Here is a 20,258-nt window from a genome sequence, read left to right as displayed (position 1 = left end):
TTATGTCCTTCCTTGGCGGGAGTACCGCTGCTTGTTTTACTTTTTCGTCCGGATGCTGGAGGCCTTGAACCAGGGCTCCGTTCCTCCGGCGTGCGATGTGGGCGTTTTGGGCCTGGTCACCATCGGGGTGTCCGGTGCCTCGATGTCGCTTGCGAGAACGCGGCGTTCATGGGGCTCGTCGCCGACACGAATGCGGTATTGCACTTCGCCGCGATCAGACGGCAGCACAGCGATGATCCGGCAAACCCTCCCGCTTTCGGCAGAACGGTGCTGATCAGTCTTGAGCTTTACCGCATCGCCGATTGCATAGACATTCCGGTTCATGGCGCCCTTTCAGGTTCCAATTTCCCGAGTGCGAAAATAAAAAGGCCGGGCATCGACCCGACCTCTTCCCGTCGCGCTCTGTTCGCTGCCAGTACATCCGTGGTCAGCGAAAAGGGGCAACAATTCTGTTATTCTGCGGTCAGGTTGTCGGCAGAAAGCTTGCCGGACTTGCGATCCTGGACCACTTCGTAGTTCACCTTCTGGCCTTCGGCGAGCGAGCGGAGGCCGGCGCGTTCGACCGCGGAAATGTGCACGAAAATATCATTCGCGCCGTCATCCGGTGCGATGAAGCCGTAGCCCTTGGTGCCGTTAAACCACTTTACGGTGCCTGAACTCATAACGATATCCTTTCAATCGTTGAAAACGCGACGAAATCAGCCGCAAATAAATCGACAATGAGAGGAGATCTGACCGAGCCGGAAGGCGGAAGACAAAGGTCGCAAGCAAAGTTCGATAGCATGAAGATAAGTATGTTTGGCGCCTTCGGCAACAAAATTCTCGCCGCAGCTCCGGTTTTTTCAAAAAAAATACTGAAAAAACATCACGGAATCAGAGCTATGCCAGCGTGTTTATTTTTTCTTTGCCCGTGATTTTCTATCTGCGGGTGCAGGGCGCACTGGAATGATGACTTCGTCGTATCACGCAGCGACAGGTCCGGCTTCCACGGTCGCCACGCGGCCCACCCTGCCAGCGATTGCCGATAGCGGTTCCGGCCGGCCGTAGAAGAACCCCTGGGCTTCCCTGCATCCTTCCGCCTGCAAGAAATCGGCCTGTTCCTGCCGCTCGACGCCTTCCGCGACGACGGACATTCCAAGGCTGGAGGTGAGAAGGATCGTCGCCTTGACGATCGCCATCGACACCGCATCGGCGTCACCGCCTCGATGAAGGAACGATCCAGCTTGACCTTGTCGAAGGGGAACGTCTGCAACATGGAGAGGGAGGAGTAGCCCGTACCGAAATCGTCCATCGCGATGGTCACGCCCAGCGTCTTCAACTGGCGAATGACGCGCAGCGTCCGCTCGCGGTCCTCTATGAGGCTTGCTTCGGTAATCTCCAGTTCCAGACGCGATGCCGGCAGGCCCGACGAGAAAAGGACCTCTTGAACGGATTTCGGCAGGTCTGCCTGCGCGAGTTGCGCGGATGCGATGTTGACGGCGATCCTGTACGGCTTGGTCCAGCGCGCAGCTTCCTCACAGGCCGTTTTGAGCACCCACTCGCCGATCAGGAGGATCAGGCCGGTCTCCTCGGCGATCGGAATAAAGTCGGATGGCGGCACAAGACCGCGGGTACGGTGCTTCCAGCGCACCAACGCCTCGTAGCCGATGACCTCGCCGGATTGCAGGTTCAACTGCGGTTGATAGTGGAGCACCAGCTCATCGCGCTCGACCGCATGGCGCAGCTCCATCGCGAGGGCGCTGCGCTCCCGGCGCCCCTCATCCATGGATGGCTCATAATAGCAAACCGCGTCGCCAATCGCCCGCTTCGCGCGATACATGGCGAGATCTGCCCTTCCGATCAACTCCTCCGCACTGTCTGCGTCACCTGGGAAACGGCTGATCCCGATGCTTGCGCCTGCGGTGAATGTTGCCGTGCCGCGTTGCACCGGTTCGGCAATGCAGTTGCCGAGGCGTCGGGCAAATTCGTCCACGTCGGCCTGTTCATGAACCGGATGTTTGATCGCGACAAACTCGTCGCCGCCGACGCGGGCAATGATCTCGCCTGCCTTCATCTGCAGTGCGAACCGCTTTGCCAGCGTCTGCAGCAGGCAATCACCCGCATGATGCCCGTGGACGTCGTTGATTTCCTTGAACCGGTCGAGATCGATGACGACCACCGCCGCCTGCGCACTGCAATCACGCGCCTGTGCCAGCATGGCAGGCAGATGCTCCGACAGATAGGCGCGATTTGGCAGCCCCGTCAGCGGATCGTGTCGCGCCGCATGCCGGAAGCTGTCGATCAACTCCCGCTGCGAACGGGTGTCCATCATGTAGAGTATCAACCCGGCCATGACCGCCATGGTTGCCAGCACGAGCACGGCCAGGAATTCGTTGGACATCGTATGCATCGGGGCGGCGTCGGTGGCGTCCGGCAACAAGGTCGCCGCCCCCATGGCGGTGAAATGCATGGTGCAGATTGCAAGCACCAGCGTCAGCATCGCCAGGAGCCGGCTGAGGCCTGAACTGTACCGGGCCAGCAGGTGGGCGGTCAGGGCGCCGAAACCCAATGCGAACAGCACGGCGGCCGTGACGAGGGTCCGGTCCCATTCGAGCTGCCCGGCATTTTCCAGGCTCGCCATGCCGGTAAAGTGCATGGCGACGATGCCTATGCCGAAAACCAGCCCACCGATCTCGGGGGGTAGATTTCCTGCCCGCTCCACGGTCATGTAGAAGCCGCCGGCCGTGACGCTGATTGCAATGAGGAGCGAGCCGATCGTCAGGAACGCATCGAATGCGTGTTCCGCCGGTAGCTGAAAGCCCAGCATGGCGACGAAATGCGTGGTCCATATGGCGGCGCCGCCGGCCATGCCGGACAAGACGATCCAGGAAAATCGGCGGGCAGCGGGGATGCGATCGGCGCGATCGAACAGGCGCACCGTCATGATCGACGTCACGATGCAGACAATCGCGGCGGCGATCACGAAGGCATAATCGTGCTCATAGGTTATACACGAAATCACTCTCAGCATGCGCCGGCCCCAGATCGCGGTACAATCAAGGGTAAGCGCCGAATCGCAAACAAACTCTAAAATTATTGTGCTCAATTTGGGTGATCGACCGATATCTGGGCATTGCTCGGCCGGGCGCGATCGACCGCGTCGGGCGGCAGCTAGCTATGGTCGATCAGCCTGCCGAGAGGCGGAATATCGTTTTCGATCGGCAGGCCTTTACCTGCCGCGCCTTGGTTGCCTACGCTTCGCGCTCCCAATACCAGGCCACATACATCCGCTTCCGGTCGTGCTTTCGGCTCTTCAGGAAGCCGCGGATGATCCGCACGTCGTCTTTCTCGCAGGCCACCCAGACGAAGGTTTCGCCATCGACGGCGGCGAGGGCCGCCTTGGCCGTGTCCGCCAGCATGTTTTTCGCGCTGGCGGGATAGGTCTTGCGGTGCAACCAGCGCACGTCGAGCGTGCCTGCGGTGGGCAGTCGCTGCTCTTCCGCCGCATCCTGCACTTCGATGATGGCTTGCATATGCGTGTCCGCTGACGCTTCGGCGGCGATGCGGGCAATGGCGGGCAGGGCGCTTTCGTCGCCGACGAGGAAGATGGAGGTCGCTTCGGGCAGGTTGCCGCCGCCCGGTCCGAGCAGGGCCAATCGGTCGCCCGGTTGTGCGTCCCGGGCAAAATCAGCGCCCGGGGTTGCGACGCCGGGCATGGGGTGTTGCAGGAAGTCGATCCACAGCTCACGCCGTTCCACATCGACGGCACGGATCGTGTATATGCGGGTCAGCAGCGCATCTTCGCCTTCCGGCCAGGCGATGCGTCCATCGTCGCGCACGCCCGGCCAGACGGGCCGCCGTCCCCTCGGCGGGATGAGCAGCCGCACATGCATGTCGCTGCTGACAAAGGGCGTGACATCCGCGCAGGCGACGATCACGCGGCGCATATGCGGCGTCACGTCGTGCGTCGACGAGACCGTCGCCTCATGAAGATTGGCGAGCCGCGTGTGCGGCATCGGGTCGGACCAGGTGAGTTCGAACGGCTCGTCTCCGGCAAAGTAGAAGAGGTGCTCGGCGATGACGGTGCGGCTGATCTGGAGCGCGTCCTGCGTCGGGCAGGCAAGCTCGATCAGAAGTTTGCCGTCGTCCAGGCGCATATGCGCGGTGCCGGTCTCATTCGTCAGCAGCGCTGTACCGGCGGTGCGTTGAACCTCGGCGTGTTCGACGAAGTGCTCGCACATCTCGTTGAGCATCCATTCCGCGTCCTTCGGCAGTGCCGTACCGGAAAGTTTGAATTCCGCGACTGCGGTCATGATGGGGCCTCACTCTCAAATACCCGGATGTCGGGGTCGGTGATGTGTGGTTTTCCAGGCCGAGACCTGCCGCACGGGTTCTTCTGTCAGGAGATCTTCCGGCCTGCCGGCGACGTGCGGCCGGCCGTCTGTGATGTGCCTCGACGGTCCGCATAAGGTGCCACAAGGGCGGCGGTGGGGGTTGCCACAAGGGCGGCAGCAACGGCTCCGTCGTCGCGAGGGTCGTTACGCCCTCGGCATTACAGGTCATCGCGCGCAGATAGTTCACCGTCTGAAGCCGCTCTTCTTCATTGAATGCCTGCACGCCTCGTCATTTCGGCTAATTTTAAGATGATGAAAACTATCATGTTTTTATTCGGAGCAAGCAAAGAATGCAAGGTGATTTTCGGTAGGCGGAACGCCCGTTTCCCGACCCCGGAATTATCTCTTGACAAAATTTTAGACTTCAAACAGTTTCTTTACTCATAAGTAAAGAAATCGCTGAGGGGCGGTTCAGATCTGGGAGAAGTCAATGCTGCAGGAGCGCATTGAGGGGAAGTGGCTTGCCTGCTTCCGACGCGTATTCGTGCTCAACGGAATTGGCCCGGCGACGCGGGTGGCGATCGTTGCCGAGACTCAGTCGCGGCCCGTGCTGGTCCAGCTTGCGGATCTCGCCTGTCACGATCTCGGCGCCGACTATTGCATGATCACCATGCCGACGCCGCGGCAGACGGCGCCCGTGCCGGTCAAATCCACCGGCACGTCGCTCGCGATCCAGGGCAACCGTGCGGCCATCGAAGCGATGAAGCAGTGCGAGGTGATCGTCGACTGCACGGTGGAAGGCATGATCCATGCCGCCGAATGGCCGGAGATCGAAGCGGCCGGTGCGCGCATCCTCGTGATCTGCAACGAGCATCCGGAAATCCTCGAGCGTTGTGAACCGAAGGCGGAACTCGGCCCCAAGGTGGCGCTCGGCATCCAGATGCTGCGCGAGGCGAAGGAAATGCGCGTCACCTCCGCGGCCGGAACGGATCTTTTCATCGATCTCAGGGACGCGCCTTGCGGCGGAACACCGGGCTTCGGCACGTCGCCAGGCGCGGTTGCCCACTGGCCGGGTGGTCTTTGCCTTGCCTTCCCGGGGCCGGGCACCGTCAACGGCCGCATCGTCATGGATGTTGGCGACATGAACCTGACCTTCAAGAGCTATCTAACCAGCCGCATCGACTTCACCGTCGAGAACGACTTCGTCAAGGACATCAAGGGCGATGGTTTGGATGCCGAACTCTTCCGGGCGTACATGGAAGCCTGGGAGGACCCGCTTGCCTACGGGTTCTCGCATGTCGGCTGGGGCATGAACCCTGCCGCCCGCTGGGTCTCCGGTGCGCTCTACGACAAACGCGACATGCAGGCCGTCGAGTTCCGCGCCTGGGCCGGCAATTTCCTCTGGTCGACCGGCGCCAACCAATATGCCGGCCGGTTTACGGAAGGGCATTTCGACCTGCCGATGCGCAAGTGCACGATTACTCTGGATGGCGTCGCCGTGGTGAAGGAAGGCCGTCTCCAGGGCAACCTCGTCCTCTGACCGGATTTGACAAGGACTGATCATGAGCGAACCTGCAGACTACTACGACCTTTCCCGCATCCGGCCCGAAGTGCTCGATGTCCTCACCCGGATCAACGAACTCGGCCGCGAGCGCTTTGCACCACGCGCCAAGGGCATCGACGACGAAGCCTCCTTCCCGGTCGAGAACTACAAGGACCTGGCCGCAGAGGGTTTTCTCACCCTGACGGTTCCCAAGGAGTTTGGCGGCCACGGCTTCAGCCTTGGCGAATATGCGATGGTCGGCGCGGAAATTGGCAAATATTGCGGTGCCACCGCACTCACCTTCAACATGCACAACTCTTCGATGATGTGGTCGCGGTTCATGTATGAACTGCCCAACCTGACGGACGAGGACCGGGCCGCCTTCGCGCCGCTGCGCGAACGCCAGTTCCGCCGTGCCGTCAAGGAACAGGGCATCTATTCGCAGCCGATCTCCGAGGCCGGGCAGAACTGGACCTCCAAGCCGGCGCAGACCGCCTGCCGCAAGGTCGATGGCGGGTGGCGCATCAACGGCTTCAAGAAGTTCGCCTCGCTCGCCGGCTACTGCGACTACTATTCCATCGTCTGCACCGAGCATTTCGAGGGCATAGAGCCGCGCCATGAGGACACGATGATCTTCGTCGTGCACAAGGATGCGCCGGGCCTCTCGGTCACCGGCAGCTGGGATCCGCTCGGCATGAGGGGAACCAACAGCCGCGACCTCATCCTGAAAGATGTCTTCGTCACCGAGGACGACCTGATGATGCCGCGCGGCATCTTCATCAAGACCCTGCCGCACTGGCCGCACATGATGGCGACATTGTCGCCCACCTATATGGGCGTGGCGCAGGGCGCCTTCGATTTCACGGTCGCCTATCTGCGCGGCGAGGTGCCCGGCCAGCCGCCCGCCGACCGGCGCATGTTCGGCACGAAGCGCATCACCGTGGGAAAGATGTACACCCAGCTTGCCGCCATGCGGGCGCTGTGGTGGCAGGCCTTCATGGAGGCCCAGGGCTTTCCGACGAAGGCGCAGGTGCTGCGCATGTATGCCGCGCAGTACACTGTGATGGAAGGCGTGCAGGAGATCGCAGCCCTCGCCATCCGCACCTGCGGCGGCCAGTCCATGCTGAAAACCCTGCCGCTGGAACGCATGTATCGCGACAGCCGCTGCGGCGCGCTGATGCTGCCCTATACGTCGGAAATCATGGAGGACTACCTCTCCGTCCTCACGCTCTACGACCTCGACGAACTCGACAAGGCGCCCGGCGACGAAGGCGGTGCGCGCTCCTCGCTGTGGCGGGGGACCGGCGGCACGCTGAAGGGGCTTCGCTGAGACATGGTTGCGGAACAGGTTTACGTCATCGGACATGCCGCGGCAGAACCCGCCGCGGTCTGGGCTGTGGTCGGCGATTTCTGCGGGGCCTGGCATCCGGCAATTGCGGAAATGCGCACGGAACATGATGCGCGTGGCGCGCTGATCCGCGCTTTCACCGCGAAGGGTGAGCATACGCTGTACCGCGAGCAACTCACCTATCGCTCCGACAGCGATCGGGTGCTCGCTTACACGCATCTCGAAGGCATTGCGGGCGCGGAGCGCTATGATGCTCGTTTGCAGGTTTTCGCCGATGAAAGGGGTGGCAGCCGCATCGAGTGGTCGGCGTGGATTTCCGCTTCCGCTGACCGCGCTCCGGCTATCGCCGCCGGCACGAAGGCAATCTTCGAAATGGGTATTGCGGCCCTCGAGGACATCGTCGGGGCATCGGCTCCGAATGACGTTACCCCTGCCGAGCAACGAGACGCCGCACTCGAGACTGTTTTCATTGCTGGCGATCTACGGCTGGCGACTACGGTCACGCCGCAGAGGCCTGGTCCGCTCGTGCTTTTCCTGCATGGCATCGGCGGTGCGCGCACGAACTGGCTGGCCCAGCTCCACGCGGTCGCACCAACCCTGCGTGCCGCAGCACTGGATCTGCGGGGCTACGGCGAAAGCCAACTCGGCTCGTCGCAAAGCACGGTGGAGGATTATTGCGACGATATCCTGCGTGTCGCCGAGGCGCTTGGCTCGACGCGCCTTGTGCTCTGCGGCCTTTCCTACGGATCCTGGATTGCCGCGTCCTTCGCCATGCGTCATCCGGACATGCTGGCAGGCCTCGTCCTCTCCGGCGGCTGCACCGGCATGTCGGAGGCAGGTGTTGCGGAACGCGAGGCGTTTCGAACGGCGCGCGAAGTGCCTCTCGATGCAGGCAAGACGCCAGCCGATTTTGCGCCTGCGGTGGTCGATGTCTTGGCAGGCCCGCATGCCGGCGAGGCGGTGCGGCAGGTGCTGTTAACCTCCATGGCGGCCATTCCCGCCGCGACCTATCGCGATGCGCTCCATTGCTTCACCCATCCGCCGGAGCGTCTCGATTTCTCTAGGCTCACCATGCCGGCGCTGATGATGACGGGTCGGTTCGACCGCCTTGCTTCCCCGATGGAGATCCGCGGCGTTGCGGGCCGCATCGCGGAAGCGACACCACGCGCTTGCGTGCGTTTCGAGGTCATCGAGGACGCAGGGCACGTCTGCAATGTCGAGCGCCCGGGCGCCTACAACAGGGTGCTTGGCGAATTCCTGTCGGAGGTCACACGATGACGGCGCTTCCGAAACGACAGCAGAACCGCATCCTTCGCGAGCGCCGCATCCTCGACGCCGCGCTCAAGGTTTTCTCCGAGAAGGGCTTCGTCAGCGCCTCGATGGACGACATCGCGGCCGAGGCGGGACTGACCAAGCCGACGCTCTATCAGTATTTTCCGTCGAAGGACGAGCTCTTCACGGCCATGATGAGCCAGGAACGGGACCACATGCTCGAATCCTTCGAGTATCCCTCCGCCTCGGGCATGGTGGCCGAACTCTATGCCTTCTCCTGGCATTACGCCGATGTCGTGTTGCGGCCGGACTTGCTGAACCTCGCCCGGCTGATCATCGGCGAAGCCCAGCGCTTGCCGGATGTCGGCCGCGCCTACCAGGCGTCGGGGCCTGACCGGGTGCTTGCTGGCATGATGACCTATCTCGAACGCCAGCGTACGGCCGGCCGGCTCGTCTTCGACGATGCGGAACTCGCGGCGGAAGACCTCTGGGGTCTTATTCTCTCGGCACCGCGCAACAAGGCGCTGCACATTCCCGATGCCGTGCCCGACCGGGCGACCATCGAACGCTACATCCGCAACGGGCTCGGCGTCTTCCTGCGCGCCTATTCCACCGCTTCCGAAAAAGACCTCGCCGTCCTCTCATCCCTCAAGCCGCCGCCGGCCACCGAAACGGAGTGACCATGAACCTCGACGCCTACATTGCCGACCCGGAAAGCCGTTTCGCCACCGTGGCGATGACCGATACGAACGGTCTGCTTCGCGGCCAGATGGTGTCGGTCCGCTCGCTGGCCGGTATTGCGCGCAGTGGCATGGGCATGTCGCCCGTCACCTTCGCGCTCGATCCGACCGATGTCGTCCTCACCATTCCTGGCGTCTCCGACGACACGTCGGATTTCCACGACGACCCGCTGGTGCTGGACCCCACCACCGTGCGCCGCCTGCCCTGGTCCAAGCCCGGGCATGACCTGCTGGTGCTGTCCAACTATGGCGGTGCCACGGCACAACTTTGCCCGCGCTCGCTGCTGAAGCGCGTGCTGGGCCGCGTCGGCGAGGCGGGGTTCGCCCCGCGTTACGGCATGGAGCTGGAATACACGCTGTTCGACGAGACGCCGGAAAGCGCACGCGAAAAGGGCTACCGCAATCTCAAGACGGCGACGCTGCACAAGAGCCACGACCTCCTGCTCTACCAGGTCCAGCAGACGGAATGGTACGAGGCGCTGGCCGACATCTGCGCGCCGCTGAAGATCGACCTCGCCAAGATGCATGAGGAAATCGGCGGCGGCTTCCTCGAAGCCTGCATTGCGGCAGGCACGGGGCTGGAGCCTGCCGACCAGCTCGTTCTCCTGAAAAATTTCGTGCGCGCCCTCGCGCAGCGCCAGGGCAAATGCGTCACCTTTATGCCACGCTGGACGGAGGCTGCCGACAGTCAGTCGATCCACCTCCATGTCAGCCTCACCGACGGGGAGGGCAAGAAGGTCTTCCACGATCCTGCCGGCAAGAACGGCATGTCGAAAACCTTTCGACACTTCATCGGCGGCTTGCAACGCTACATCGGCGACATGACGCTGATCTTCCAGCCGACGGTGAATTCCTACCGCCGCTTTGCACCCGGCACCTTCGCTCCGCCCGGCCTGACCTGGGGTTTCGAGAACCGCACGACCTGCTTCCGCGTCGTCGGCCACGATGCGGGGTCGCTCCGCGTCGAAAACCGGCTGCCCGGCGCTGACACCAATCCCTATCTGACAGTCGCCGCGACCGTCGCGGCCGGCGTTGCCGGCATCATGGAGGGCATTGAGCCCGAGCCGGAAGTGATCGGCAACGGCTATGTGCAGGCGGGCGAGGGGCCGGATTTCGCCCGCTCCATGCCAGAGGCCATCGAGCGGCTGCGGGCCTCCGCCTTTGCCAGGGACTGGCTGGGCGAGCGCTTCGTCGAGGCCTTTTCCGCCAGCCGCCAGAACCAGCATGACGAATTCTGCAAGAAAGTACCCGATGTAGAACTGCAACGCTTCTTTGACCTGGGGTAGTGCCATGAAACCGGAACTTCGTTTGCAATTCCTCGAAGGCATGAGCCGCGCGGCGACGTTCGTTGCCGTCGTGACGACGGACGGCGAGGCGGGGCGCTTCGGCGTGACGATCAGCTCGCTGACCTCCGTTTCTGCCGATGGCGACCATCCATCGCTGCTCGCGTGCCTCCACCATAGGAGCCCGGTCGCCGCGGCGATCCTGCGAAACCGCGCCTTCTGCGCCAATCTCCTGCATGAGGACCAGCATCCGGTGTCCGATCTCTTCGCCGGCCGGCTGACGGCGGGCGAACATGCGGAGCGCTTCGAGCGCACGCCCTGGTCGGCGGGCGAACGTGGCCAGCCGGCGCTCGACGGGGCGACCGCGAGTTTCCAGTGCCAGGTCGCGACCTCGGTGCTCTGGGAAACCCATCACATCATCATCGGACGCGTCATGGATGTCCGCTTGTCGGAAAACCCGGCCTCTCTGCTCTACGGCCACCGCGCCTATCACCGGGCGGTTCAACTGTCGTAGCGCGCAATAAAAACGAAACGGGGCTGCGGATGCCGGTGGGGTGAGCCGGCGAATTGGGGAACAAAAACTGGAGAGAGCAATGACTGACGTGACGACGGCGGGGACAAACCAACTCCGCAGAAATTCGCTGGGCCTGATCGCCGTGACCTTCATGGTGATTTCGGCTGCAGCACCGCTGACGGGCGTTGCCGGCGCCGTGCCTATTTCCTTCCTGCTTGGAAACGGCACCGGCATTCCGGCGACGTTTCTCCTGATGACGCTGATCATGCTGGCCTTCTCTGCCGGTTACGTGGCGATGTCGCGCCATGTCACCAATGCCGGCGCCTTCTATGCCTATGCGGCACGCGGCCTCGGCGGGCGCATGGCGGGCGCCGTCGCCATCATCGCGCTCGTCGCCTACAACGCCATGCAGTTCGGCCTGATCGGCCTCTTGGGCGGCATTGCGAGCGGCGTCTTCGCCGGCTTCGGCATCAACCTGCCATGGTATCTGTGGAGCCTCATCGCCGTCGCCCTCGTCGGCATCCTGGGTTACCGTCAGGTCGATCTCTCCGCCAAGGTGATGATCGTGCTGGTCGTGCTCGAATATCTCATCGTGCTGCTGGTCGATTTCGCCATTCTGGCAAAGGGTGGGGCAGGTGGCCTCTCCTTCAATTTCTTCGATACGACAGCCCTGTTCTCCGGCTCACTTACTGCTGCCGTGCTGTTCTGCCTGGGCTCGTTCATCGGCTTCGAGGCGACGACGATCTATGCCGAGGAGGCGCGCGATCCGGACAAGACCATTCCGCGCGCCACCTATCTGTCCGTGCTGATGATCGGGCTGTTCTTCGTCTTCACGACATGGCTGATGATCGTCGGCGTCGGCGCCGACAAACTCGTGCCAACGATCGGTGCGCTGCCGGACCCGACATCGTTCTTCTTCGATCTCGCCGGCACCTATGTCGGCGGACCGGTTCCGGCCATTGCCGGCCTGCTGCTTGTCTCGAGCCTGTTTGCCGCGATCAGCGCCTTCCACAACTACATCGCCCGCTACAGCTACGTGGCCGGCCGCGAAGGTCTGCTGCCGGCCGCCTTCGGCCGTACCCACGATGCGCACCAGAGCCCGCATGTCGGCTCGCTCGTGCAAACGGTGATGGCGCTCGCCGTGCTTGCGGTCTTCGCCGGCCTTGGCCTCGATCCGGTGCTCAATATGTTCACCTGGATCAGCCAGGTCGGTACGCTCGGCGTGCTCGGCATGATGACCATCACGTCGCTGTCGGTCATCGTCTTCTTCCGCAAGACGAGAGGCAGGCATCCGCCGCTGACGACGCTCGTCCTGCCGGCCGTGTCGGGCCTCATCATGGCGGCACTGTTCGTCTATATCTTCATCAACTTCGGCGATCTCACCCAGACCGCTGGCGGCATGCTCGGCATCATCCTGCCGGCGTTGATTCCGGTTGCAGGCCTGATCGGCTTTGTCATGGCAAGCCGGCTCAAGGCAACCAACCCGGCTGCCTATGCCCGCATGGGCCAGAACCGCGCCGGCTAGGAACCAGCGTTACCCTTGCGTGGTCGGTCTGGTCGAGAGACCGGCCACGTCAGGCCGCGATGGGGGCTTGCTCGGTTTGCGCCGAATGCGCCAGGCCGCGCGTTGCCTCGACGCATTCCGTCGCCGCATACCAGTAGCGCTGATTGAGCTCGATGTTGAAAAGCGTGCCCTCGGGGAATTTGCATTCGCTCATCAAGGCTTGCCATGGAATGTCGCCCCATCCGACCGGTAGGTGCAGGTCGCCGTGGCCATAGGCCAGGCGTTCGCCCTCGGTATACATCCATATGTCGTCCTGACGGCCGAAACTGTCATGGATGTGCAGGTGCTTGGCATGGGGCGCCAGGGCGGCGATCTCGGCCACGAAACGATCCCGCTCGCCGTCGAAGTCGAGCTTGAGGTAGGCGTGGCTGAAATCGATGGTGGCCATGACATGACGATGCGCGATGGTGGAAAGCTCTCTCGCCAGGCGCCGTGGCGACGAGGCGTAGCCGTCTCCCTTATAGTCGGCAAACAGTGTTTCCACGCACAGGATTAGCCCGTGCTGTCGCGCGATGTCTCCGGCCCGTGACAGCGCCTCGCGCTGGCGGTCGTAGGCCGCTTCGGTGCCGGCGGCCTGCTGGCGCGGTGCGAGCCCGGAATGCAGGACATAGTGCTCTGCGCCCAGTTCCGCGGCGACTTCCAGCGACGCTTCCAGCACCTCGAAATGGCGCGGCAGGCGCCAGGCCTCATCCATGAAGTTGATGGCGAGCGGGCCGTGCACCGAATAGAGCACATCGCGGCCGCGGCATGCGCTGAGCAGCGCGGCGAGCTGGGGTCGGCGGACCCGTCCGCCGACGACGACATCGACATCGAAGGTGGGGATTTCGATTGAGTCCACGCCAAGCGCTTCGATCATGTCGAGCTCCGCCCCGAAGTCGGAAAGATCATGCGCCCTCTTGTGCGCGGAAATGCCGATGCCTTTGACGCCATTGGAAAACATGAGAGCTAGCCTCCTTGATGAGTTGGGCATGGAGCTGCCCGGATGCCCCTCCCGCTAGTCAGCGAATGTGTCAGTCAGCCGACACGCGGATGACCGTTCGATGAAGTTTGCGGTCGCACCATGCAAGGCGGGACGGAAGCGGCTTCTGGCACGGAATCCTTCGCGTGCCTGTCACAGACCGGTCCTAAGAGCGGTGCCCTGACGGCGGCCGATGGTGGCGCCAAAAAGGAGAACCTTTCGATGACCCACGTTAGTCGACGCATCCTGATGAAGGGCACCATGGCAGCGGCCGGCCTTGCTTTGGCAGCGCCGTTCGTCTCCCGCACGGGCTTTGCAGCCGGCTCGTCCGGCACGGTCAACATCTTCGCCTGGGCCGGCTATATTTCCGACGAGATGCTGGCGGCATTCGAGAAGGATACGGGCATCAAGCCGGTCTACACACCCTATGGCACCAATGATGAATTGCTCAACCAGATGCGCGCCAGCAATGGCTCGGGCTACGATGTCATCTGGCCGGCAGTTGACCGCGTGCCGAACTATGTCGAATTCGGTCTCATCCAGCCGATCGACGAAAAGAAGGTTCTTTGGGATCGCGTGCTGGCCAGCGCCCTCAAGGGGTCTGAAACGCTGGGCGCGGTGATCGACGGAAAACGCTATCAGGTGCCGACCGACTGGGGCACGGAAGCGATCACCTTCGACAAGAACACCGCCCCGCTGGAATACGGCACCGCCTCGTATGGCGATATCTGGAAGCCGGAAATGGCTGGCAAGGCTACCGTTCGCGGCCATTCCGGCCTCGTCGGCCTCGGCCTGTGGATGGAGGCGCAGGGTACGCTACCGAAGCCGATGCGCGACAGCTTCAAGGACGAGGCGACGATGCGGGTGAACTACGACGCCATCCTCGTCGAAGCGATCAAGAACAAGGGCAATATCGCGCAGTTCTGGTCGAACGAAAACGAAGCGCAGGGCGCGTTTCGCGCAAACGGCGTGACGATCGGCCAGACCTGGGATTCGTCCGCCGCCGGTCTCGCCAAGGAAGGCCTGCCGGTTGGCTTCGTGGCGCCGAAGGAAGGCGCGCTGACCTGGATGGAAGGTGTTTCCATTCCCGTTGGCGCCGCCAATGTCGAACAGGCCTATGCCTTCCTGAACTGGGTGCTGACGCCGGAAGCCGGCGCGCTCTACGCCAACCACACCTCGATCAACACGACCGCCGTCGGTGCGGAAAAATTCCTGTCCGAAGCGTCGCAAAAGTTCTTCGCAGCCGCCTATCCGGGCGATGCTCTCGAAAAGCTGTGGTGGTGGCCGGTTCAGGAAAACTGGTTCGTTGCCCTGCGCAACGAGTACCAGGACAAGTTCCTCTCGGCTTAAATCCGTCTGCGGACATTGGGCGGCGGGACAGGATCCCGCCGCCGCTCTTTTTCAAGGAAGGCCTGCATGTCCCGTTCCGTCGAACTGATCGATGTCGAAATGACCTTCGGCAAGGCCCGCGCGGTCGAGAAATTGTCCGTTGCCATAGAGGGGGGCGAGTTCTTTTCGATCCTTGGTCCTTCCGGCTGTGGCAAGACGACCATCCTGCGCTTGATCGCCGGCTTCATGCAGCCGACGGGCGGCCGGATCCTGATCGGTGGGCGCGACATGGTGGGCATCGGCGCCGACCAGCGGCCGACTTCGATGATCTTCCAGTCGCTGGCCCTCTTTCCCCTTATGCCGGTGTGGGAAAACATCGCTTTCGGGTTGGAAGTGCGCGGTGTGCGCAAGGCCGATCGGCGAAAGCGTGCGGAGGAACTGCTCGAACTCATTGCCCTGCCGGGTTATGGCGACCGCATGGTGCATGAACTCTCCGGCGGGCAGAAACAGCGCGTCGCGATTGCCCGCGCGCTGGCCGTCGAGCCCCAGGTGCTGCTTCTCGACGAACCGCTTTCGGCACTCGACCTGAAACTGCGCCAGCACATGCGCGCGGAATTGCGCAGCCTGCAAAAGCGCACCGGCGTCACCTTCATCTATATCACCCATGACCAGTCCGAGGCGCTTGCCATGTCGGATCGTGTCGCGGTGATGAGCGCGGGTGTCCTGCAACAGGTCGCGCCACCGCTGGAACTCTATTCCAATCCGGCGACACCCTTTGTTGCGCGGTTCGTCGGGGAAACGAATGAGTTCCCCGGCCGCGTGGAACGTGTCGCTGATGGCATGGCGGCAATCGAGACGGCGCACGGTCTTTTCACCGGGCGGAGCGGCGCCAATCTCAAGGTCGGCGATCAGGCGATCGTCTACGTTCGGCCCGAGGCGATCTCGCTTGCGGCGGGCGCCGATGCCAATGGCCTGCACGCCGTTGCCGAGCAACTCGAATTCGAAGGCGCGACCGCCATGCTGCACGCAAAGACCGACGGTGGATATCGTCTGTCGGCCGCGTTGCCGCACCACCGGCTCGCCGAGGCGCCGACAGCCGGAACGAATGTGCGGCTGTCCTTTGCCGCTTCGCAGGCGCTGGTTCTGGCCCATGCATAGCCTGTTTCAGCGATTTGGCGTCGGCCTCGGCAGCGTGATCCTTATCTGTGTCGCGACGTGGCTGCTGGGGATGGTTCTGGCGCCCAACCTGATGATGCTGGATTTCTCGCTCAGGCCCAACCTGATGCCGGCGCAGATCGGCGGTCCAGACGATCGCTACACGCTGGTCAATTTTACCGCACTGTTCTCCGATCCGGTTCACCGGGGCATCTTCCTCAAGACCATCTGGGCGAGCGCGCTCGTCATGGCGACGACCTTCGTCGTCACCTATCCAATGGCCTACTGGCTGGCCAAGGTTGCCCGGCGCAAGGCCGTCGCCTTCGTGACGGTCGCGCTGATCATCCCGTTCTGGATCAACGAGGTGCTGCGGACGCTGGCCTGGTACATCCTTCTCGCCTTCAACGGTCCGCTCAATGTCGTGCTCACGTCGCTCGGCGTGATCGACGCGCCAGTGCGTTGGTTCAGCGACATCGGTGTGCTGGCGGGCATGGTCTATGCCTATATCCTGTTCATGCTCTTCCCGGTCTACAATTCCATCAGCACACTGGATTCGGCGCAGGTCGAGGCGGCCCGCAATCTCGGCGCCTCGACACTTCAGATCCATCGCCGGATCGTCATCCCGCATGCCAAGGCCGGCATCGCGACAGGCTGCGTCTTCACCTTCATGCTGGCGGCCGGAAGTTATGTGGCGCCGGCCCTTCTCGGTGCGCCGGGCAGTCGCTGGTTCACCGAGATCATCTATAACTGGTTCTTCGAAGGCGGGAACTGGAACCGCGGCGCCGCCTATGCGCTGGTTCTGCTCGCGTTGTGCATGGCTTTCGTGATGGCGGCGCTCAGGATTTTCCGGGTCAACCTCGCGGATGTGGCAAAATGACGGTTTCCTATAAGGCCACTGCGGGCGCAGCGCCCTCCGCGCAGGGGCTCACGACCCTCGCAAGCGTCCTGCCGAAGGTGATCTTCGCCATCTACATGGTGCTGTTCTTCGCCTACCTGTTCCTGCCGCTTCTGGTGATGGCGGCGGCGACGTTCAACACCAGCAAATTCCCAACTGTCACACCCTGGCTCGGAACGACGCTCGACTGGTTCTCGGCGCTGTGGGCGGATAGCGCCATGTGGCAGGCGCTCCGGCTGTCCATTCTCATCAGCCTGGGCGTGATTGCGATTTCCCTGCCCGTCGGAACCGCGGCGGCTCTTTTCCTCAACAGCCTTCAGGATCGCTCGCGGAGCCTCTTCTATGCGGTGATGGTCTCGCCGCTTCTGACCCCCGGTGTCGCCATCGGCATCGCCACCCTGGTGCTGTGGCGCCAGGTCGGGGTCGGTGGCGGCACGGCGCTGATCATCCTCGCGCAATCGAGTTTTATCTCCGCCTATGTGATGCTGATGGTCGCCGCCCGCATGCAGCGTTTCGATCGCACGCTGGAGGACGCGGCTGTGGACCTCGGCGCGTCCCGCATTGTGGTTTTCCGCCGCATATTGTTGCCCTATCTCAAACCGTCGCTTCTGGCCGCGACGTGCATCGCCTTCCTGCAATCCTTCGAGAATTACAACACCACGCTCTTCGTGCGCGGCACCGAGACGCCGTTGACGGTCTATATCGCGACGAAGGTGCGCACAGGGCTCTCCCCCGCCGTCAACGCTCTCGGGCTCGTGCTCATCGCCGCGACGATCCTCGCCGCCATCGCCTATGAGCTTGCCCGAAGACGGCGGTCGAGCGGGTCTGAAGCTTGAGACCGACTTGACGGGCTCACGCTGCGCATCCAAGTCGGATCATCCACTCACCGCCAGATGCGCAAGGAGTTTCTCGGCGGCCGGATCAAGTGGCTGCGTTTCCTGAAAACACAACAGAAGCCGGCGGGTCGCCCAGGGATCGCTCAGCCGCACGCTGGCGATCGGCAGGCCGCGGCGGCACCGCCGGGCGGCGACTTCCGGAACGATGCCGAGACCGACGCCCACTGCCACCTGTCGGCAGATCCCCTCGAAGGTGCGCAGACGCACACGGGAGTGCAGCTTCTGCCCGACGCGCAGCGCTTGCTGGTCGATATGGTCCTGCAACGCGCCCGCGAAGCCGACATAGTCTTCGCTTAATATGTCCGGGAACGCGATCTGCTTTTGCATCGCCATCGGATGGTCTCGTGGCAGCACGACGACGAGACGGTCCACGGCAAAGGGCAGGGTGGCAAGCGGGGTGGTGTCAACGGCGTCGGAAACGATACCGAACGCCGCTGTCCCGCGCGCGACCGCGGCAACTGTCTCACGGCTCGGTCGTTCGGCAAGATCAACATCGACCTGTCGGTGGTCGGCAAGCCATGGCGCGAGCCGTTCCGGCAGGAATTCGGTGATGGCGGCCGTATTGGCCAGAACGCGGATCGACGACCGCAGACCGCGCGCGTGTTCGGACATTTCCGCATGCATGGCGCCGACCTGGTGCAGGACAAGGCGGGCATGATGCGCAAGCGTATCGCCGGCGCGGGTGGGCATCACGCCGCGACGTCCGCGTTCGAGAAGCTGTACGCCGCCGGACGCCTCCATGTCGCGCAGCCGCTCACTTGCCGCGGCTACGGACAGGTTCGTAGTCTGGGCGCCATGCGTGATACTGCCGGCCTCCACGATGGCCAGGAAGAGACGCAGATCGGCAAGGTCGAAGCGCATTTTCAGGACGTAACACAAAACAGCCTTCGGATAAACCGAAGGCTGATGCCGGATCTTCCCGCTTGTGGCAGGAACAGGCAGGCCGTTAGTTCGGGCAATGGATCAGAACGACATCGTCATCATCACCGCAACCTTCTTTCTCGCCGGCATCGTCAAGGGCGTTACCGGCATGGGCCTGCCGACAGTTGCCATGGGTGTGCTGGGCGCGGTGCTGTCGCCGCTGACGGCCGCGACGCTGCTGCTCGTGCCCTCCTTCGTCACCAATGTCTGGCAGTTGCTGACCGGTCCCGGTTTCAAGCCGCTCCTGCGGCGACTATGGCCGATGATGGCTGCGGTGGTTGTCGGCACGTTCGTCGGTTCGAGCTTGCTTGCGGGCGGTGCTGCCGGCCGCACCACCAGCGCGCTTGGCCTTACCCTCATCGCCTATGCCGCCTACACGCTTTGCGCCGTCCCAAGGCGCATACCGTCATCCTGGCAGCCCGTTGCTACACCACTGGTTGGCTTCGCGACGGGGCTGGTGACGGGCGCCACCGGCGTCTTCGTCATTCCCGCCGTGCCCTACCTTCAGGCGCTCGACCTGGACAAGGAGGAATTGGTCCAGGCGCTCGGGCTGTCCTTCACCGTCTCCACCATCGCTCTTGCCCTTGCCCTCGGATTTCAAGGCGCGCTGCCTGCCGGAAATCTGGTTCCCTCGCTTCTCGCCGTCGTCCCCGCGCTGATCGGCATGGCGGCCGGGCAGGCGATCCGCCAGCGGATCAGTCCTTCGGCCTTCCGGCGTGGGTTCCTGATCTGCCTGCTGCTGCTTGGATGTGAAATGGTTCTGCGGCCGGTCTTCGCCGGTTGAGGCCTGTGACGACCTCGCCAACGATCCAATAGATGCGGCGGGCGTTGAGCGTCGCCGGTCCTCAAGCCCGCTCCGGCGTAAAACCGTGCCGGGCAAAGAAGCGGTCGAGCTCACGCTGCTGGGGCGCCTGGCCGGTGTAGATCGCGATATATTCCGGGATGCGTCTCATGCGAAGCGCAATATCTTCCTTCGACTGCATCGAGATGTATCCGATCTGGACCAGATAGGTCGTCCGCGCACGAACGTCCGCCGCCGCCTCGTCATAACCGAACCGCATGAACATGCGGCCGATGGCCTCCATTCTCGCCTGGTCAGCCGCATGGACATCCGCCTGGATTTCCGCCGATTGCAGCGCCCAACTGCGGACCGCAAACTCGAGCTGGGAGTCGAACAGCTCCTTGTCCAGCCAGCAGTCGAAGACATTCAGCATCGCTTCGCCCAGCGATTCCGCATAGGCTCCGGTCTGCTTCACAAGGTTGCCAGTGTTCTTTTCCCGCCAGCGCGAAATCAATGCGCTCAACAGTTCCTCCCGGTCCTTGAAGAACCAGTAGAAGCTGGTGCGCGAGAGATTGAGCCGCTTTGCGAGCGGCAGGATCTTGACTGAACCCACGCCGGATTCGAGCAGGGCGTCGTAGGCGGCGTCCAGCCATGCCTCTTGAGAGCCTCGCCAGCCGCTATCACTCGTTGCCTGTTCCATGATGGTTTCCTAACAAATCCCGCATGCCCTCGCAAGGGGAATGTAC

At 62.9% G+C, this 20,258-nt stretch carries 19 protein-coding genes and 1 pseudogene; 12 read left to right on the top strand and 8 right to left on the bottom strand.

Annotated elements, in window-relative coordinates:
- Nucleotides 1–36 precede the first annotated feature (36 nt).
- The 5 genes and pseudogenes from GR138_RS09035 to GR138_RS09020 form a co-directional block, all read right to left on the bottom strand.
- Nucleotides 37–324 (bottom strand): cold-shock protein, encoded by a 288-nt coding sequence (locus tag GR138_RS09035; RefSeq protein WP_160858546.1) that lies wholly within the window; start codon nt 322–324, stop codon nt 37–39.
- A gap of 128 nt (nt 325–452) precedes the next feature.
- Entirely contained in the window at nt 453–662 is a 210-nt protein-coding gene (locus tag GR138_RS09030) for a cold-shock protein (protein ID WP_160858544.1), read from the bottom strand.
- A gap of 300 nt (nt 663–962) precedes the next feature.
- Nucleotides 963–1,133 (bottom strand): EAL domain-containing protein, encoded by a 171-nt coding sequence (locus tag GR138_RS30950; RefSeq protein WP_420853630.1) that lies wholly within the window; start codon nt 1,131–1,133, stop codon nt 963–965.
- A 74-nt stretch (nt 1,134–1,207) separates the two neighbouring features.
- A pseudogene (locus GR138_RS09025) lies at nt 1,208–2,848 on the bottom strand (putative bifunctional diguanylate cyclase/phosphodiesterase); the annotation flags it as partial.
- 382 nt (nt 2,849–3,230) lie between these two features.
- Nucleotides 3,231–4,292, bottom strand: coding sequence for a DUF2218 domain-containing protein (locus GR138_RS09020; RefSeq protein WP_160858540.1), 1,062 nt, complete (start codon nt 4,290–4,292; stop codon nt 3,231–3,233).
- A 511-nt stretch (nt 4,293–4,803) separates the two neighbouring features.
- On the opposite strand from GR138_RS09020, the gene GR138_RS09015 reads away from it, so the two are divergent.
- The 7 genes from GR138_RS09015 (at nt 4,804) to GR138_RS08985 (ending at nt 12,538) form a co-directional block, all read left to right on the top strand.
- Entirely contained in the window at nt 4,804–5,853 is a 1,050-nt protein-coding gene (locus GR138_RS09015; protein ID WP_160858538.1) for a 2,5-dihydroxypyridine 5,6-dioxygenase NicX family protein, read from the top strand.
- Nucleotides 5,854–5,875: 22 nt separating this feature from the next.
- A complete protein-coding gene (locus GR138_RS09010; protein ID WP_160858536.1) occupies nt 5,876–7,186 on the top strand; it encodes an acyl-CoA dehydrogenase family protein in 1,311 nt (436 codons plus the stop codon).
- A gap of 3 nt (nt 7,187–7,189) precedes the next feature.
- Nucleotides 7,190–8,482, top strand: coding sequence for an alpha/beta fold hydrolase (locus GR138_RS09005; protein WP_160858534.1), 1,293 nt, complete (start codon nt 7,190–7,192; stop codon nt 8,480–8,482).
- Nucleotides 8,479–9,156 carry a TetR/AcrR family transcriptional regulator gene (locus GR138_RS09000; protein ID WP_160858532.1) on the top strand — a complete coding sequence of 226 codons (678 nt, stop codon included), beginning with the start codon at nt 8,479–8,481 and terminating at the stop codon, nt 9,154–9,156. The genes GR138_RS09005 and GR138_RS09000 overlap by 4 nt, the downstream gene beginning before the upstream one ends.
- Before the next feature lie 2 nt (nt 9,157–9,158).
- Entirely contained in the window at nt 9,159–10,502 is a 1,344-nt protein-coding gene (locus GR138_RS08995; protein WP_160858530.1) for a glutamine synthetase family protein, read from the top strand.
- Nucleotides 10,503–10,506: 4 nt separating this feature from the next.
- A complete protein-coding gene (locus GR138_RS08990; protein ID WP_160858528.1) occupies nt 10,507–11,013 on the top strand; it encodes a flavin reductase family protein in 507 nt (168 codons plus the stop codon).
- 79 nt (nt 11,014–11,092) lie between these two features.
- The gene (locus tag GR138_RS08985) at nt 11,093–12,538 is read left to right on the top strand and encodes an APC family permease (RefSeq protein WP_160858526.1); all 1,446 of its coding nucleotides are present in this window, start codon (nt 11,093–11,095) and stop codon (nt 12,536–12,538) included.
- Between the two features lie 49 nt (nt 12,539–12,587).
- Here GR138_RS08985 and GR138_RS08980 read toward each other — a convergent pair whose 3' ends face one another.
- Nucleotides 12,588–13,517 (bottom strand): sugar phosphate isomerase/epimerase family protein, encoded by a 930-nt coding sequence (locus GR138_RS08980; protein ID WP_160858524.1) that lies wholly within the window; start codon nt 13,515–13,517, stop codon nt 12,588–12,590.
- Between the two features lie 240 nt (nt 13,518–13,757).
- On the opposite strand from GR138_RS08980, the gene GR138_RS08975 reads away from it, so the two are divergent.
- From GR138_RS08975 to GR138_RS08960, 4 genes are all read left to right on the top strand, one after another.
- Complete coding sequence (locus GR138_RS08975; protein WP_160858522.1) at nt 13,758–14,885, top strand: extracellular solute-binding protein; 1,128 nt, start codon at nt 13,758–13,760, stop codon at nt 14,883–14,885.
- A gap of 66 nt (nt 14,886–14,951) precedes the next feature.
- Nucleotides 14,952–16,022: an ABC transporter ATP-binding protein gene (locus tag GR138_RS08970; protein ID WP_160858520.1), complete on the top strand. Its 1,071-nt coding sequence runs from the start codon at nt 14,952–14,954 to the stop codon at nt 16,020–16,022.
- On the top strand, nt 16,015–16,896 hold the full coding sequence (locus GR138_RS08965) for an ABC transporter permease (protein ID WP_160858518.1): 882 nt from the start codon (nt 16,015–16,017) through the stop codon (nt 16,894–16,896). Before GR138_RS08970 ends, GR138_RS08965 begins: the two co-directional genes overlap by 8 nt.
- Nucleotides 16,893–17,750 carry an ABC transporter permease gene (locus GR138_RS08960; RefSeq protein ID WP_160858516.1) on the top strand — a complete coding sequence of 286 codons (858 nt, stop codon included), beginning with the start codon at nt 16,893–16,895 and terminating at the stop codon, nt 17,748–17,750. Before GR138_RS08965 ends, GR138_RS08960 begins: the two co-directional genes overlap by 4 nt.
- Nucleotides 17,751–17,789: 39 nt before the next feature.
- On the opposite strand, the gene GR138_RS08955 is transcribed toward GR138_RS08960, so the two are convergent.
- The gene (locus tag GR138_RS08955) at nt 17,790–18,671 is read right to left on the bottom strand and encodes a LysR family transcriptional regulator (RefSeq protein ID WP_160858514.1); all 882 of its coding nucleotides are present in this window, start codon (nt 18,669–18,671) and stop codon (nt 17,790–17,792) included.
- A 97-nt stretch (nt 18,672–18,768) separates the two neighbouring features.
- Between GR138_RS08955 and GR138_RS08950 the strand changes: the two genes are divergently transcribed.
- On the top strand, nt 18,769–19,515 hold the full coding sequence (locus GR138_RS08950; RefSeq protein ID WP_160858512.1) for a sulfite exporter TauE/SafE family protein: 747 nt from the start codon (nt 18,769–18,771) through the stop codon (nt 19,513–19,515).
- A gap of 61 nt (nt 19,516–19,576) precedes the next feature.
- Here the strand turns inward: GR138_RS08950 and GR138_RS08945 are convergent, their stop codons facing one another.
- Nucleotides 19,577–20,212 (bottom strand): TetR/AcrR family transcriptional regulator, encoded by a 636-nt coding sequence (locus tag GR138_RS08945; protein ID WP_160858510.1) that lies wholly within the window; start codon nt 20,210–20,212, stop codon nt 19,577–19,579.
- Nucleotides 20,213–20,258: the final 46 nt, after the last annotated feature.

The sequence above is a fragment of the Shinella kummerowiae genome, from assembly GCF_009827055.1.
Lineage (GTDB): Bacteria > Pseudomonadota > Alphaproteobacteria > Rhizobiales > Rhizobiaceae > Shinella > Shinella kummerowiae.
The sequence above is the reverse complement of the archived record's forward strand: the minus strand, read 5'-3'. Positions and strand labels throughout refer to the sequence as shown.

What these genes read in the sequence shown, in the direction of transcription:
- GR138_RS09035 (WP_160858546.1), bottom strand. Translation starts at nt 324, where the DNA reads ATGAACCGGAATGTCTATGCAATCGGCGATGCGGTAAAGCTCAAGACT.
- GR138_RS09030 (WP_160858544.1), bottom strand. Translation starts at nt 662, where the DNA reads ATGAGTTCAGGCACCGTAAAGTGGTTTAACGGCACCAAGGGCTACGGC.
- GR138_RS30950 (WP_420853630.1), bottom strand. Translation starts at nt 1,133, where the DNA reads ATGTCCGTCGTCGCGGAAGGCGTCGAGCGGCAGGAACAGGCCGATTTC.
- GR138_RS09020 (WP_160858540.1), bottom strand. Translation starts at nt 4,292, where the DNA reads ATGACCGCAGTCGCGGAATTCAAACTTTCCGGTACGGCACTGCCGAAG.
- GR138_RS09015 (WP_160858538.1), top strand. Translation starts at nt 4,804, where the DNA reads ATGCTGCAGGAGCGCATTGAGGGGAAGTGGCTTGCCTGCTTCCGACGC.
- GR138_RS09010 (WP_160858536.1), top strand. Translation starts at nt 5,876, where the DNA reads ATGAGCGAACCTGCAGACTACTACGACCTTTCCCGCATCCGGCCCGAA.
- GR138_RS09005 (WP_160858534.1), top strand. Translation starts at nt 7,190, where the DNA reads ATGGTTGCGGAACAGGTTTACGTCATCGGACATGCCGCGGCAGAACCC.
- GR138_RS09000 (WP_160858532.1), top strand. Translation starts at nt 8,479, where the DNA reads ATGACGGCGCTTCCGAAACGACAGCAGAACCGCATCCTTCGCGAGCGC.
- GR138_RS08995 (WP_160858530.1), top strand. Translation starts at nt 9,159, where the DNA reads ATGAACCTCGACGCCTACATTGCCGACCCGGAAAGCCGTTTCGCCACC.
- GR138_RS08990 (WP_160858528.1), top strand. Translation starts at nt 10,507, where the DNA reads ATGAAACCGGAACTTCGTTTGCAATTCCTCGAAGGCATGAGCCGCGCG.
- GR138_RS08985 (WP_160858526.1), top strand. Translation starts at nt 11,093, where the DNA reads ATGACTGACGTGACGACGGCGGGGACAAACCAACTCCGCAGAAATTCG.
- GR138_RS08980 (WP_160858524.1), bottom strand. Translation starts at nt 13,517, where the DNA reads ATGTTTTCCAATGGCGTCAAAGGCATCGGCATTTCCGCGCACAAGAGG.
- GR138_RS08975 (WP_160858522.1), top strand. Translation starts at nt 13,758, where the DNA reads ATGACCCACGTTAGTCGACGCATCCTGATGAAGGGCACCATGGCAGCG.
- GR138_RS08970 (WP_160858520.1), top strand. Translation starts at nt 14,952, where the DNA reads ATGTCCCGTTCCGTCGAACTGATCGATGTCGAAATGACCTTCGGCAAG.
- GR138_RS08965 (WP_160858518.1), top strand. Translation starts at nt 16,015, where the DNA reads ATGCATAGCCTGTTTCAGCGATTTGGCGTCGGCCTCGGCAGCGTGATC.
- GR138_RS08960 (WP_160858516.1), top strand. Translation starts at nt 16,893, where the DNA reads ATGACGGTTTCCTATAAGGCCACTGCGGGCGCAGCGCCCTCCGCGCAG.
- GR138_RS08955 (WP_160858514.1), bottom strand. Translation starts at nt 18,671, where the DNA reads ATGCGCTTCGACCTTGCCGATCTGCGTCTCTTCCTGGCCATCGTGGAG.
- GR138_RS08950 (WP_160858512.1), top strand. Translation starts at nt 18,769, where the DNA reads ATGGATCAGAACGACATCGTCATCATCACCGCAACCTTCTTTCTCGCC.
- GR138_RS08945 (WP_160858510.1), bottom strand. Translation starts at nt 20,212, where the DNA reads ATGGAACAGGCAACGAGTGATAGCGGCTGGCGAGGCTCTCAAGAGGCA.